The organism is Hydrotalea sp. (assembly GCA_030054115.1).
Lineage (GTDB): Bacteria > Pseudomonadota > Alphaproteobacteria > JASGCL01 > JASGCL01 > JASGCL01.
The window spans coordinates 42,104-57,168 of the sequence record JASGCL010000002.1 but is presented as its reverse complement, the minus strand read 5'-3'; the positions used below and the strand labels follow the sequence as shown (position 1 = coordinate 57,168).

Here is a 15,065-nt window from a genome sequence, read left to right as displayed (position 1 = left end):
AAAACATCATGAATAATAAAACCCTCGACCCATTACGCACCGCGCCGCAAGATGAGGCGCAAGACGGCGCACCGGACAAATCGCATGGCGCGCCGCAAGCCAAGCCCAACCCCGAGCCCACCAGCGGCAATATCAATGATTTAAAACGCGATGTGTTGGATATTATGCCGAGCAACGCCGACATTGCCGAGGGGCGCGAGGTGGTGGTCGGCGAAGCGTTGGATTCGGCCGAACCAATTGCAACGCGCGAGGCGATGGAAAACGCCCTGCGCCAAGTTTTTGACCCCGAAATTCCGGTTAATATATTTGACCTCGGGCTTATCTACGAACTCAACCAATCGCCAAACGGCGATGTTGATGTGGTGATGACCCTGACCGCGCCGGCATGTCCGGTGGCGGGCGAAATGCCGGGGCAAGTGGCCGAGGCCTTGGCGGTTATCGGCGGTGTGGGCCGGGTGCGCGTGAAATTAACCTGGGAACCCGCCTGGAACATGAGCATGATGTCGCCCGACGCAAAATTGGCCTTAGGATTTGGTTAGGGGTTTGGCTAGGTTTTGGCTAGGTTTTGGCTAGAAAAACTTATCGCAAAAAATCGGTAAAATTTTTGCAAACCCACCCGCTTTTCGCTATAAGGCGGAATAACAAAAACAACCCAGCAAAAAAATGGCAAGTAACGCGACAACAACCCCAGCAAAAAATACACCGCTGTTGTTGGTGATATTGGATGGTTTCGGCCTGCGCGACGACGCGCCCGAAAAACAACCGGACAATGCGGTGGCCATGGCCAAGATGCCGTGTTGGCGACAATTATTGCAAACCTATCCCATGGCGAAATTGGACGCGTCGGAAGAATTGGTCGGCCTGCCCCATGGCCAGATGGGCAATAGCGAGGTTGGGCATATGAATATCGGCGCGGGGCGCGTCGTGATGCAAGAATTACCACGGATTAGCCAAGGATTCGCCGATGGGTCGTTCCAACAGAATCCAGTGTGGCAGGAACTTATCGCCACCGCAAGGCAAAACAAATCGCGCGTGCATGTCATTGGTTTGTTGTCGCGCGGCGGGGTGCATGGTTACCAAGACCACATGGCCCAGGTCGCCAATTTGTTGGCGGCGGAACATATTTCGGGTTGGCTTCATTTTATTACCGACGGGCGCGACACCGCGCCACAATCGGCCAAGCGTTTTTGGCAAGATTTTCAGGCCTTAACACCAACCATCAATGACTTGGTAAAACCGGCCACCCTTATCGGTCGTTATTTCGCCATGGACCGCGATAAAAATTGGCAACGCACCGCCCGCGCCTTTGCCGCCATTGCCCACGCGGTGGCCGATAATCATGCCGATAATGTTATGGCGGCGGTTGACCATTCTTACCAACAAAATATCAACGACGAATTTATCGAACCGACGATTATCGATGGTTACGACGGGGTGAAGGCCGGCGACGTGGTGTTGTTTATGAATTTCCGCGCCGACCGCGCGCGGCAACTTTCCACTTCATTGGTTGAGGATGATTTTAATTTTTTCCCGCGCGACAATGGCGATAAAAAATTTATCAAACCCGACATGATGGCCGGCTTGGTCGAATATTCAAAAAACCTGTCGCAAAAAATGGCGGTGCTGTTCGCCAAAGAACAATTCCAAGAAACATTTGGCGCGGTGGTGGCGGCGCATGACCTGCGCCAATTGCGAATCGCCGAAACCGAAAAATACGCCCATGTTACTTTTTTCTTTAACGGCGGGCGAGAGGAACCATACCCCAAGGAAGACCGGATTTTAATCCCATCGCCGAAGGTCGCGACCTATGACCTGCAACCTGAGATGTCGGCCGAGGCCGTTACCATGGCCGTGTTGGATTCCATCGACCATAAAAAACACGATGTGATAATTTTAAATTACGCCAACGCCGACATGGTCGGCCATTCGGGGCTGATGGCACCCGCCGTCAAGGCGTTGGAAAAACTGGACGAATGTTTGGCGCGATTGAAAACCGCCATCGAAAAACAACAGGGCATCATGATTATCACCGCCGACCATGGCAATATCGAAACAATGTTTGACAAAACCACCAACCAACCCAACACCGCCCACACCCTGAACCTGGTGCCATTCATGTTGGTTGGTGACCAACAACAATGGGGCAATTACCAATTATCGCCGCGCGGCAAATTGGCCGATATTGCACCGACCATGTTGACCCTGCTCGGCATTGCCAAACCCGCCGCCATGACCGGCGTATCATTGTTGGTGAGAAAATAATTTCCAAACCTCAAAGATATTTAACAATCTCCGCCGCGGCACGGCCGGCCGGGTCGGTAATGGTTTGCAGGGTTCTTAGCCCCTTGTCATAATCTTTCCTCACCCCCGCGCGGCCAAGGTTAAATTGCCGTTGCGCCGTGGCGATGAGGTTGCCCATGGTTAAATCCTCTTGGATTAACTCCGGCACAATGTTTTTGCCCGCCAACAAATTGGGCAGGCAAATGGTCGCGACCTTTATCAACCGCCGCACAATAAACACCGTCAACCAACCGGTTTTGTAAATCGCCACCATCGGCGCACCGGCCAGGGCAACCTCCAACGTTGCCGTGCCCATGCAGACCAATGCCAAATCGGCCGATAAAAACCATCGCCATTTATCGCGATAATCGCTGACAATTTTTATATTGGGTTGTGGCTGGTGCGCGCCACTACCAACAAAATCTTGTTGCAGGGATTTTTTCACCATCGCCACCAGATGGGGTTGGGTGTAAAAAACATAGTCGGTGGTGGCGGGTAAAAACCGATTATCACTGATAAATTTTTTTAACAGCGGCAGGGTGTGTTTCACCTCTCGCCGCCGCGACCCGGCCAACAACAAAACGCGCGGCGGCGATTTTTTTGGTGAGGATTCTTCCTGTGCCTGCTTGGCGCGGGCGACCTCCGCCACCAGCGGGTGGCCCATGGTGAAGGTTTTTAACGTGGTGTCGGCAAAATACCGCGCCTCGAACGGATACAAACAAAACAGCTCATCAAAAATTTTTGCGTAGGCAAAACGTCGCTTGGCACGCCATGCCCACACGGTTGGCGCGACCAGATGAATTTTTTTGCATGGCCCGTCTTTTAATGCCTTGGCCACCCGTTTGCTAAAATCGGGAATGTCGATGGTGATAAGCATGTCGGGTGATTGCGCGCGCAAAAAACGGATGGTTTTGCACAACAAATAAATCAATTCCGGCAAATGGGGCAATAATTCGGCCAGCCCCATCTTGGCAATTTTTTCCATCGGGAACAGCGACGCCAACCCCGCCGCCGCCATTTTTTGCCCGCCAACCCCGATAAATTTTATTCGCGCCCCTGGGTATTTTTTTTGCACGGCGGCGCGCAACGCCACCATCACCGCGCCACCCAAATCATCGCCCGATGGCTCGCCGGCAATCATGGCAATGGTTATTTCTTTTTTTAACATTGGTGCAATTGTTTTTTTCATTACCCGCCGACAATAAAATTTATCGCGCACCATTGCAAGGTAAGAAAATCGCCAGAAAAAAACAGAAAAAAGAAGGGTTTCTGTTGCTGGGAAACCCTTCAAGACCCCACCTAACGAGTATGAGTCGCCAGGAATTTTGAGATGTGCTCTAAACCACTCTAGGCGGCAAGGGCAACACCCCTTTCATTGTCATTGGCATTTATAGCCTTTGAAGCTCTCTTAACCCGCTAATTGCTTAACGGGCGGCGAACTCAATACCGGACGCAAACCATAACCTTTATTACGCCTGTCTAGCCTATGTCACCCCCAAAATTTTTGCCGCCAACTTAAAAAATAACTTTTCAATTTTTTTTCAAGCGTCACAATTTTTTTTGCAAAATCTTGTGAATTGGTGGAGGTGCCGAGTACTGCCCTCGGGTCCAGATCGTCTATGCCGTTTGATTTGATAGCGTCATAGTCCTGCCAAAGCAGGACGATTCATGTTATAATCCATCGCAGAGCAAAAGTCAATAAAACCAAAAAAACCCGCCGAATGCCGCATGCGCCCCGCCATCCTTAACCCCCTGTTCCAACCGGTCGGCAATTTGCACGGCCTGGGCCCGACATTTGCCCCATTAATCGCCGGCCTGGCCGGGCCGCGGGTTATCGACCTGTTGACCAAATTATTCCCGCAAAAAATTATCGAACGAAAAATGGTCGAAAAATTATCCGACTTGAATAGTAACTTGGTCGGCCAGCCGGTGGTGGTGCGCGGCAAAATTACCCACCATGCCGCGCCCGAAACCAATTTTAAAAAAAATCGCCCCTACAAAATTTACCTGGCCGATGGGTTGCGCGCCGTCACCCTGACATTTTTTTTTCAACAGGGGGCATGGTTAAAAAAACAATACCCGCCCGGCGCGGAAATGGTGGTCAGCGGCCTGTTGGGTGAGTTCCAGGGCGAATGGCAAATCAGCCACCCCGACATCGCCCTGCCAATAAAACGGCTGGCCGAGGTCGCCATGGTGGAGACCATCTACCCCAAGAGCCAAAACCTGCCGCAAAAGGTCATCCAAAAATCAATGCGCGCCGCCCTGGCCCTGGTGCCGCCATTGCCCGAATGGTTGCCGGACGATGTTATTAAAAAACACAACCTGCCCAGTTGGCGGGATGCCTTACAAAAAATTCACCAGCCAAAATGCGACGATGACCTGCTCCCCCAGGCCCTGCCCCGTTTGCGGCTGGCGATGGATGAGATTTTGGCTTGGCAAATCGCCATCAAAAAATCGCGCGCCGCGCAACAACCCCTGACCAATCGGCGGTCGTGGTTGTTGCCGCAGGCCACATTGTTTGAAAAAATCGATTTGCCATTTACCCTCACAAGCGACCAACAAAATGTCATCAAGGATTTGGAAAGCGATTTTGCGTCGTTAAAAAAAATGACCCGATTGCTGATGGGCGATGTCGGTAGTGGTAAGACGATGATAGCCCTTTACGCCATGGTGCGGACGATTGAAAAATCGATGTTGGCGGGCGATAAAGAAATCGTCCAGGCCGCGCTCCTCGCCCCGACCGAAATTTTGGCCGAGCAACATCATCGCAATTTCGAGCGGTGGTTGAAGCCGCTCGGCATTAAATGCGTTTTGCTGACCGGTCGTTTCAGCAAAAAAGAAAAGGACGAGCGCAAGGCGATGATAAAAAATGGCGATTATCATATTGTCATCGGCACCCACGCCATTATCCAGGAAGATGTCGCCTTCGCCAATTTGCGCCTGCTGGTGATTGACGAACAGCAACGTTTCGGCGTGTTGCAACGGCTTGCCCTTTACCAGAAATCTTTTTCAGGGGATGATGCGCCGCCGCCCGATATGTTGTTGATGACCGCGACGCCCATTCCGCGCACCCTCAGCCTTATCCAATTTGGCGACCTCGACCTTTCTACCCTCAAGGAAAAACCGGCCGGCCGGCAAATCGTCGAAACCGCCATGGTCAGCGACGACCGATTGGCCGAGGTCATCGCGCGATTGAAAAAACAAATCGCGGCCGGCGCGTCGGTTTTTTGGGTGTGCCCATTGATTGAGGATAGCGATTTCATGGCACTGCCATCGGCCGAGGCACGATATGAATTGGCCAAAAATTATTTTGCGGCGGAAGAGGTCGCCCTGATTCACGGCCAAATGAAATCCAGCGATAAGCAAAAAATCATCGATGATTTTAAATCGGGGCGCGTCAAATTGCTTATCGCCACCACGGTTATCGAAAGCGGTATCGATATTCCGCGCGCCACCATCATCATCATCGACCATGCCGAACATTTTGGCCTGACGCAATTGCACCAATTGCGCGGTCGGGTGGGCCGCGACCAAATTTTTGATAAAAACGCCGACAACCGCGCCTACTGCCTTTTGCTTTATCACGCGCCGCTGTCGGACGGGGCGAAAAAACGCCTGACCGCGGTCAAGGAACATAACGATGGTTTTTACCTGGCCGAGCGCGATTTGGAATGGCGCGGCATGGGCGACCGTTACGGGTTGCGACAATCGGGGTTTGGCGATTTTTATGCCTTTGATTTGTTTTTTCACAACGAATTATTGATGGCCGCCAACCAATTGGCCGACCATATTGTCACCAACAATCTGTTGGGGCTGGAAAAATACCAAATCCTACTCGCCCTTTATCAAAAAGACCGCGCCCTCGAACTGGTCAAGGCTGGTTAATAATGGCTGGTTAATCTCAATAAGGTAATTATGTCTTATTTTATTTTGCCAAACCATGCTATGGTCTGATTATGATAAATAAACAATTACGGGCACAAAAAAAAGCCGCACTCGATAAAATGAACCGCGAAGCCGCCGAACATCAACGCAAAAGCGACGAATTAAAAAACAAACGATTGCTGAAAGAAAAAGCGGTTTAAGGTTACTTTGCCACGCCAATCGCCTTGTTCTGTGCGGCGAAAATAACCGCAACCCCCTGGCGCGCCAATGCCAACATCGCCAACATATCGTCGTCAACAAATGGCGATTGTTCGGCCGACAATTGCAATTCCAATAATTTGCCGTCGCTGGCAATAACAAAATTACCATCCAGGCTGGCGTTCGAATCCTCGGAATAATCGACATCCAGCAATGGCCGCCCATTGACCAACGCGACCGAAACCGCCGCCAATTGGTATTTCAACGGGTTGGCGGCGATAAGCCCTTGCTTCACCAAACCACTGCAGGCGACATGAAGCGCGACCCACGCCCCCGACAGGGCGGCGGTGCGGGTGCCACCATCGGCCGAAATAACATCGCAATCGATTTTGACCTGGCGTTCGCCCAATGCCACCAAATCGGTCGCCGACCGCAGGCAACGGCCAATCATACGTTGAATTTCCTTCACCCGCCCGTCGCGCAATTGCCGTTCGCGGTCGAGGCGGTTTTGCGTCGCGCGCGGCAACATGGCATATTCGGCGGTGACCCAACCTTTTTTCCCACCGCGCAAAAATGGCGGCAATTGCTCCTCAACCGATGCGGTGACCAACACCCGCGTCAAGCCAAACTCCACCAGGCATGACCCTTCGGCAAAGCGGCTGGCGTTTGGCGTGATGATAATCGGCCGCATGTCATGCGGTTGGCGACCATCGTTTCGTTTGGCAATGTTCATGGCTGAATCGTTGGGGGATGAAAAAATAGTGATATTAACAATAAAAAAACCCAAGGCGATGATTGGAACTTTTGGTTGCGGGGGTAGGATTTGAACCTACGACCTTTAGGTTATGAGCCTAACGAGCTACCAGACTGCTCCACCCCGCGTTAAAAAATTATAAATTTCCTTGCTGATTTTTTATATTCTTATCTGATGATGGCGCAAAAAGCAAGGTTAAACAACCTGCCAGCAAATCGCCCAAGAATCAACTATGAATCAACCATGAATCGCACAACAATTGGCGGGCGAGCGGTTTAAAAAACTGCTACCGAGGGTTACAGGCTTTTGCCGTCGAACAATTCTATGTCCAGCGCGGCAAAATCGATATCGGCGATGCAACGCACGTTGATATCGACCTCATCGACCTTATCAGTTTTGGTGCGGTTGTTGTCGGCATAGATAAGCACGCCGCAGGTTTTGCAAAAATGGTGGGTATACATGTTGCGCTTGGTGAAGCTGTAGGATGTCAGGTTGCCACCGCCCGACAACAGGGCGAAATCTCGCCTGTCGAGCACCGACCACAAGACCCCAGCCTTGGTGCAGAACGAACAATTGCATTCGGATAATTTATCGGTGTCAATTGGCGCGCGGAATGTTACCGCGCCGCAATGGCATGAACCCTCAAGCATTTTTTTACTCATGCTTCAGTTTGCCATAATTTTTCCAGCAAGTCCATGGCGGCAAGCAATGTCTGCCGCCGGATGGCTTCGCGGTCGCCGGCGAAATGATATTCCTCGACCAGTATTTTTTTCGCGCGATTGCCGGCGGCGATAAAAACCAAGCCATCTGGTTTATCGCTTGTATTATCATCGGTATTATCAACCACGGGTTTGTCCGCCACGATTTTATAAGCGGCGGCATCACCCGCCAGGCCGGTTATCGCCATGCAATGGGTGATGGCATCATCGCGCAGGTTATCAAACACGCCGGTCGCCATCGCCCGCGCCACCGGCGCGCTGACCGCGCCATGGCGCAACAACATATCATGCGGCACCGCCAGCAGGTTTTCTTTCCATAAATTATGATAAACCACTACCCCACCGTGAAACAACGGCGACACCCCGGCGACCGATGTCAACAACCCAGCCAACAAACCGCCGGTGCAGGATTCGGCGGTCGCCAATATTGCGCCGCGTTTCGCCGCCGCCTGCAACAAGGCATGGGCGCGTTGTAATAATTGGTTGTCGAATAACATTTTTTAAAGATAGTCCTTTCTTGGGGTTTTTTTAAGACAACAGCGCGGGGTGGTAAAGCAAGTCGGTGAAGGAGAAGCCGTTCCAACGCACCACCGCGGCGGTGCTGCCATCGGCATTTTGTTCGCGCGGCAATACCCAGCTGTTGCCACGGGTGCGGGTGCGGGCGTCGATGGTTTTTACCACCGCGTCATCACCCTTTATCAACCATAGCAGGGGGAAGGCGAAGTTGGTGCCGTTTTTAAGGGTTGTGATATCACAGGTAATAAAATCGACATTATCACCCTGGTTATTGCCATCGCCGAACACATTGCCAAAACTATCGGCCGCCAGGGAGAAAACCCGCGCGCCGGTTTTTTTTAAAAATTTTTCACCGACCGGCGTGCCAAGGAAGCCAAGCGAAAAAAACCAATCGATTTGGCCTATCGCAAATTGTTGTAGCAAGGCTTCGTCGTTATTATAATGGCCGACAAAATTATTATAATAATCGGCGAGCGCGCCTTGCCTTGCCGGTGGCGTTGTTTGTTGCGGGCCAGCCGGCGCGGCGGCGGGAGGGGCGGCCGAGGTTGCGGCCTGTTCCGCAATTGGCAAGGCGGTGTCGCCCGTGGTGTCGCCCATGGCGTCGTCACTGCTGTCATTATCGGCGGTATTGTCGCCATTATTTTTCGCCACGGGCGGCAATTTGGCGAATTGATTGGTCAGGAAATTGTCCAACAATTGTGCCAATAGCAAATTGTCGGCGGCGCGGGCGGTGGGTTTTTGTAACAATTGGTCGATGGTTTTTATACCACTGCGCACCAGCAAAAATAATGGCACCGGTCGTAACACCGCCATGGCGTGATAACCCAAATTCAACAAATTGGCTTGGTCGATAAAATTGCCCTGCGGGTTAAAAAATTCCAGTGGCAAAATAACCGACCCGGCATTAACACCGCCAAGTTTTTTTAATAATGAAGCGTAAGAATCAAACGCCACCAATTGTGGTTCGATAACGCGGGCGGTTTTATCATTGCTGGCGGTTACCAGCAGGCGGTCGGCCAAGTAGGCCGCGCTGTTATATTCGGCCGAAAAGGGCGAGGCGACAAAAAAATTCGCCGCGATATTCCTGCTGTTATTGCCCACCGCTGGCTTGCCCGTCGGCTTATTCATTTGGGCGGCTGATTTATTGGTTTGGGCGGCGGCCACCAACCCCGGCATCGCCGCCGGCAAGGTAAAACTTGCCGCGGCCAAATGCCATAACATCCAACGGCGCGACAAAACTTCTGCTTGGGCTTCTGCTTGCGATTTTGCTTGCGCCCTTGCTTGGAATGTTGCTTGGGGGTTTGTTTTTTTGACCACGGGTGTTTTTGCCGAATTTGTTTTGTTTTCTTTTCACTATAGACTGATTACCAGCGATTTTCAAAACCATCATGCGATGGCCGTCAACGAAGTTCACCCCGTCGCAATATAGCCAGGATTATAACCCCACCAGCCACAACCAGCGAGGCGTTTTAATCCTGCAACAACAATTAATGATAAGTGGAAAAAAACTGCCAACATATTTGGCGATTCTTCCGAAATTCCGCTATTAGGCGGCTTTTTTGCCCATGGTTTTGATGCGCTTGTTAAGGCGCGAAATGCGGCGCGAGGCATTGCCCTTTTTAATCAGGCCCTTTTGCGCGCCACGTTGCAACACGGCGGCGGCGGCGCGTAGCGCCACCATGGCTTCCTTTTGCTTGCCGGCGGCAATTTGCTCTTCAACTTTTTTAACAATCGTGCGCATCCGGCTTAATCGGGTGCGATTAACGCTGTGGCGTTTCACGTCGACGCGTTGTTTTTTAATCGCATGGGCTTTATTGGGCATATTTTTTCCTTTTAATTTTTATAATGGGCTTGCTTATCATTTCTAACGCCGCCTTGTCAAGCCCTATAGAAATCGAATGAAGTATGGCGTTTACATTTTCGCAAATCATATTGCTGAATTAGAATTAGATTGGCGAACCCACCCGAAAAATATCTCCACCGCTGTCGCGGTGTTCGTATTTTTATCCCTCGTCGGCGGCTGAAGTAATGGAGGCATTACCGCAATTTTTATTCTACCGTTTCTATGTTTAAGCGGGGCTAAGAGATAAAATGACAGCTTCACCGCCAAATGATTATTATTTTGTTGAAATAGGATGCCAAGGAATGGTTTCCCGATAATCGTTGCGAATGGTTTGCGATATTGCTTTAAGCAATATCGCTCGCAACGATTTCGAGAATGACGGGGTAGAGGAAAAAAGGTTTCGCAGTATAGAAGCAAGTGAAGACGCCCCCGCCTGCATCGCGCGGGCTTTGCCCGCGTGATAAAGAAAATATCGGTCATGAACAAATGGCGGAGCCATTTTTTCATCAATTTAAATTGCTAATAGGAAAGCTGACGGACGAAAGCCGCCACATCGCCGGCAAAATCGTTGTTAATACGTTTGATAATTTTGTCGCTTTGCGATTCTTTCGACGCCATCACCTCGCGCACGAAATCTAAAAAAATACCTTCGTCGCTCCCCATTTGGCTTTTTACCGCCCGCGCCTTCAACCCATGTTCGGCAATCACCAGCATTTCTTTTAAATAATCATAAACGCTGAACTTGCCCAATTTGGCGCGCAGTCCCAATTTTGGCACGTCATGCGCCATTGCCGCCATGTCGTCGATGCTCCATTTGGCTATCATGTCGTAACCGGCATCCAAACTTGATTGGTCATAAAGCAAGCCAACCCAAATGGCGGGCAGGGCGCATAGATGTTGCCATTCGCCAACATCCGCGCCGCGCATTTCAAGGTAACGTTTCAATCGAACCTCGGTAAATACCACGGTCAAATGGTCGTCCCAATCCTTAAGCGTTGCCGGCCGATTTTCGAACCCGCTTAAATTACCGGCCATGAATTTTTTAAAATCTTTGCCCAGGGCGTCGCGGTAAGTTATCTTGTGATTTGTCGCATAATCTTTATCGTAATCCTTAACAAAATACATCGGCACATCCAGCATGTAATCGACCCACATGTCATAACCAAAACCATCGTCAAACACCACGCTGGGGAACCCGGTGCGGTCGGGGTCGGTGTCTTGCCACACCGCAACGCGGGTCGATTGATAATCGGTTAGCTTGCCATTCATCAGGGGCGAATTGGCGAACAACGCCGAAGCAATAGGTTGCAGGGCGAGCGACGTGCGGAATTTTTTTATCATGTCAGCCTCAGACGAAAAATCCAAATTGACCTGCACGGTGCAGGTTTGCGTCATCATTTCGGTGCCACGGCCACCACGGGTCGGCATGTATTTGCGCATCAGGGCGTAGCGGCCTTTGGGCATCCATTCGATGCTGTCGGGGTTATGAAGCGGGTCGTGCCCCAGGCCAAACATCTGGATATCAAACTTAGCGCAGGCCTTTAGCATCATTTCCAAATGGCGGTGGGTCTCGGCGCAGGTTTCGTGCAAGTTTTTCAACGGCGCGCCCGATAATTCAAATTGGCCACCGGGTTCCAGGGTGATGGAATCCATGTTGTCGCCATTCAGGCCGATGATGTAATCCCCTTCCCAAATCGGTTGCCAATCGGTTTGTTGTTGCAAAAATGTTAATAATTCTTGAATGCCGTTTTTGCCGAAATAGGCCACCCGCTTCTGGGTTTTTTTATCATACAAAAATTTTTCATGTTCGGTGCCGATAAGCCATTTGTCCTTGGGCTTTTCACCGCTGGCAATATAATCGGCCAGTTGCGATTTTTTGGTGATAATGGGTGACTCATTGGCCATAATTTATCGCCCTATCATAACTTGCGTGAAAATAAAAGCCCCGCGAGCATCGCCATCGCCGCCGTTTCACTGCGCAATATGGTTTGCCCCAAATGCACCGCATGGACATTTTCTTGCTGGCGGAGCATCGCCCGCTCACCATCGCTGAAACCGCCCGGCGGCCCAACCACCAGGGCAATGTTTTTTGCCGCTAGGGACGCCATGGTTTGGTAAAAACCATCGCCGCCCTTTTCATCGGCGTAAATAATGGGGCAGGGCGTTTTTGCTATATCTTGCGCGGTTTTTACCACCGCCGATAAATTGGTGGCGTCATGCAAATGGGGCATGGTCAACCGCCCCGATTGCTCGGCCGATGCCACCACAACCTTTTGCCATTTTTCCTTTTGCCTTTGCCATTCATCGGCACGGCGGTCGGTAAATTCGCTTATCACCGGTGCCAGGTCGCTGACCCCTAGCTCAACCGATTTGGGGATAAGCATATCGAGCCGCGATTTTTCCAGCAGGGCAAAAAACAAAATGGTTTTAGCGACCGGCGCGGGTGGCGTTTTTTCTTTTCCCATGATTTTTATCGTCGCGGTTTTTTTATTCACCGCCGCAATCACCGCCCGCCATTCGCCAACCTGTTCATTAAACAACAACAATTCATCGCCCACCGCGCGGCGCAACACCGCCAACAGGTGATGTTGCTGGTCAGTCGTTAATGCCAAATCATCGGCCGCCACCGCAGACGGACAATAAAATCGTGGCACATGTTTCATGTTATTAACCCCGCCAAGGCTTTACGCCGGCTTGGCCGGTTTTGTTTGTTGCGCGATTTTTTGTCCCAAAAAAGATTGCAGGCGATGCAGGCCGGCCGGCGTCATGCCCTGAATCTGGTTGGCGGCCGACAGGTTTTCTGGTTGCGCCTGCGCCAATTTTTCGGCCAATTCAGCGGATAATCCGGCGATATTTTTATAATCAATCCCCGCCGGTATGGCGACAAATTGGTCGCGGGCGTAATTTTTTATTTCCTGTTCGTAACGGGCGCGGTAACCAGCGTAAAGCGATTCGGCCATGATGGTGCGAATTATCCGCCGGTCAACGGTCGCCAAGCCATCATACAAACCGCATAGTTTTTGCCATATTGTGTCATCGCCATGATTGCTGGCACCATTGCCGTCGCTATCGGTTTGCTTAACCTGCTCTTGATAGACCATGGCCAGCAAGTCGAAACCGGCGCGTCTTTTGCCATCTTGGTTCAGGGTGATGCCATGCGCCGCCCATTCCTTGGGGCTTTTGGGGTTGGCTTGCAATTTATCGCGCCATATTGCCGCCCGCGCCATTTTGTCGTTGAAGATTTTCTGTTGTTCGCCTGCCACCACCCCGAGCTCAACCCCCAGGGGGGTCAGGCGCAAATCGGCGTTATCGGGGCGCAAAAACAACCGATGTTCAGCGCGCGCCGTAAACATGCGGTATGGTTCGGCCGTGCCCAAGCGCGTCAGGTCGTCAATCATCACGCCGATGTAACTGGTGGTGCGCGAAAAAATCACCGGCGGTTGTTCGGTAATATAACGGGCGGCGTTTATGCCGGCCACCAGCCCTTGGGCGGCGGCTTCCTCATACCCCGTGGTGCCATTAATTTGCCCGGCCAGGAACAACCCGCCGCCGCCACCATTACCGCCCTTAACCATTAATGCCTGGTCGATTTGCCGTGGGTCGATAAAATCATATTCGATGGTGTAGCCAGCACGCAAAATTTTGGCACGTTCCAAGCCCTTCATGCTGTTGATATATTGTTGCTGTATCGCCAGGGGCAAGCTGGTTGACAGGCCATTGGGGTAAACCGTGTCGTCGTCATAACCCTCGGGCTCCAAAAAAACCTGGTGCGATGTTTTATCGGCGAAGCGCGTTACTTTATCCTCAATCGATGGGCAATAACGCGGCCCCTTCGACGACAACACACCGCCATACATCGCCGATTGGCCAAGGTTGTCGCGAATAATATCATGGGTCGCAGAGTTGGTGTGGCTGATGGCGCAGGCAATTTGTTTCTGCGTGATGGTATCATTGGTAAAGGAAAATGGTTCGGGTTGGTCGTCGCCCAATTGTTGCGGCAGGCTGTCCCAATCTATCGTTTTTTTTGACAGGCGCGGCGGCGTGCCGGTTTTTAACCGCCCCAGTTTTAACGCCAAATGCTCCAGGCTAAGGGACAGGGTGTTTTCTGCTTCCTCTCCCCAGCGGCCAGCCGATTGTTGATGGTCAACGCCGATATAAATCATGCCGCGCAAAAATGTGCCGGTTGTCAACACCACCGCATCGCAATCAATAACCGCTATGCCCGCACCATCGCCCACACCGACACCGGTTACATTATTATGTGCATCGAATATAATTTTTTTCACCTGGCCTTTTTTAATCACCAAGTTTTTATTGGCGGCCAGCAATTGTTGCACCGCGGCGCGGTAAAGCCCGCGGTCGGCCTGGGCGCGCGGGCCAAACACCGCCGGCCCCCGACTTTGATTGAGCAGGCGGAATTGAATACCGCCCCGGTCGATGGCGCGGCCCATAATACCGCCCATGGCGTCAATTTCCTTGACCAAATGCCCCTTGCCCAGACCGCCAATCGCCGGATTGCATGACATTTCGCCGATGGTGGCCGGGTCGCCGGTGATAAGCATTACCTCAACCGCTGATTTCGCGCCCCCTGCCGCCGATAATAACCGCGCAGACGCGGCGGCGGCCTCGGTGCCGGCATGGCCACCGCCAATAATCACCAATCGTTTTAGGCTTTTACCCATTGTTTTTGTTCTTGCTCTTGTTTTTTATAGTATATTAATGACGCTAGCCCATTTGCCTGTATTTATCACATAAAAAGCGGAAATAAAACTAGGGCTAGCCCCTATAAATCCTGCATAAATATCATGGACTCTAAGCCCACAAGATGCCCTATGAGTGCTTAAAAATACCCTGGCAGTGCCCTATGAAT

At 51.5% G+C, this 15,065-nt stretch carries 13 protein-coding genes and 1 tRNA gene; 4 read left to right on the top strand and 10 right to left on the bottom strand.

From position 1 onward, the window contains the following. Positions 1 to 8: 8 nt before the first annotated feature. Positions 9 to 539, top strand: a complete 531-nt coding sequence (locus tag QM529_01000; GenBank protein ID MDI9313244.1) for an iron-sulfur cluster assembly protein — start codon at positions 9 to 11, stop codon at positions 537 to 539. A 124-nt stretch (positions 540 to 663) separates the two neighbouring features. Further along, positions 664 to 2,262 carry a 2,3-bisphosphoglycerate-independent phosphoglycerate mutase gene (gene gpmI / locus QM529_00995; GenBank protein MDI9313243.1) on the top strand — a complete coding sequence of 533 codons (1,599 nt, stop codon included), beginning with the start codon at positions 664 to 666 and terminating at the stop codon, positions 2,260 to 2,262. A 10-nt stretch (positions 2,263 to 2,272) separates the two neighbouring features. Here gpmI and lpxB read toward each other — a convergent pair whose 3' ends face one another. Further along, positions 2,273 to 3,469: a lipid-A-disaccharide synthase gene (lpxB, locus tag QM529_00990; protein MDI9313242.1), complete on the bottom strand. Its 1,197-nt coding sequence runs from the start codon at positions 3,467 to 3,469 to the stop codon at positions 2,273 to 2,275. 539 nt (positions 3,470 to 4,008) lie between these two features. On the opposite strand from lpxB, the gene QM529_00985 reads away from it, so the two are divergent. Together QM529_00985 and QM529_00980 are read left to right on the top strand one after the other, a co-directional pair. Next, positions 4,009 to 6,165 carry an ATP-dependent DNA helicase RecG gene (locus tag QM529_00985; protein ID MDI9313241.1) on the top strand — a complete coding sequence of 719 codons (2,157 nt, stop codon included), beginning with the start codon at positions 4,009 to 4,011 and terminating at the stop codon, positions 6,163 to 6,165. Between the two features lie 71 nt (positions 6,166 to 6,236). Continuing rightward, the gene (locus tag QM529_00980; protein MDI9313240.1) at positions 6,237 to 6,365 is read left to right on the top strand and encodes a hypothetical protein; all 129 of its coding nucleotides are present in this window, start codon (positions 6,237 to 6,239) and stop codon (positions 6,363 to 6,365) included. Positions 6,366 to 6,367: 2 nt separating this feature from the next. On the opposite strand, the gene rph is transcribed toward QM529_00980, so the two are convergent. The 9 genes from rph to mnmG form a co-directional block, all read right to left on the bottom strand. After that, positions 6,368 to 7,096, bottom strand: coding sequence for a ribonuclease PH (rph, locus tag QM529_00975; GenBank protein ID MDI9313239.1), 729 nt, complete (start codon positions 7,094 to 7,096; stop codon positions 6,368 to 6,370). Positions 7,097 to 7,168: 72 nt separating this feature from the next. Continuing rightward, positions 7,169 to 7,245 (bottom strand) — tRNA-Met (locus tag QM529_00970). 168 nt (positions 7,246 to 7,413) lie between these two features. Continuing rightward, complete coding sequence (locus QM529_00965) at positions 7,414 to 7,779, bottom strand: GFA family protein (protein ID MDI9313238.1); 366 nt, start codon at positions 7,777 to 7,779, stop codon at positions 7,414 to 7,416. After that, positions 7,776 to 8,333: a CinA family protein gene (locus QM529_00960; protein ID MDI9313237.1), complete on the bottom strand. Its 558-nt coding sequence runs from the start codon at positions 8,331 to 8,333 to the stop codon at positions 7,776 to 7,778. Before QM529_00960 ends, QM529_00965 begins: the two co-directional genes overlap by 4 nt. A gap of 31 nt (positions 8,334 to 8,364) precedes the next feature. After that, positions 8,365 to 9,669: a hypothetical protein gene (locus QM529_00955; protein MDI9313236.1), complete on the bottom strand. Its 1,305-nt coding sequence runs from the start codon at positions 9,667 to 9,669 to the stop codon at positions 8,365 to 8,367. A 229-nt stretch (positions 9,670 to 9,898) separates the two neighbouring features. Further along, positions 9,899 to 10,174: a 30S ribosomal protein S20 gene (rpsT, locus tag QM529_00950; GenBank protein ID MDI9313235.1), complete on the bottom strand. Its 276-nt coding sequence runs from the start codon at positions 10,172 to 10,174 to the stop codon at positions 9,899 to 9,901. Positions 10,175 to 10,714: 540 nt separating this feature from the next. Further along, positions 10,715 to 12,100: a glutamate--cysteine ligase gene (locus QM529_00945; protein ID MDI9313234.1), complete on the bottom strand. Its 1,386-nt coding sequence runs from the start codon at positions 12,098 to 12,100 to the stop codon at positions 10,715 to 10,717. Between the two features lie 14 nt (positions 12,101 to 12,114). After that, entirely contained in the window at positions 12,115 to 12,858 is a 744-nt protein-coding gene (locus QM529_00940) for an RsmE family RNA methyltransferase (protein MDI9313233.1), read from the bottom strand. A gap of 21 nt (positions 12,859 to 12,879) precedes the next feature. Next, positions 12,880 to 14,877: a tRNA uridine-5-carboxymethylaminomethyl(34) synthesis enzyme MnmG gene (gene mnmG, locus QM529_00935; protein ID MDI9313232.1), complete on the bottom strand. Its 1,998-nt coding sequence runs from the start codon at positions 14,875 to 14,877 to the stop codon at positions 12,880 to 12,882. Positions 14,878 to 15,065 lie beyond the last annotated feature (188 nt).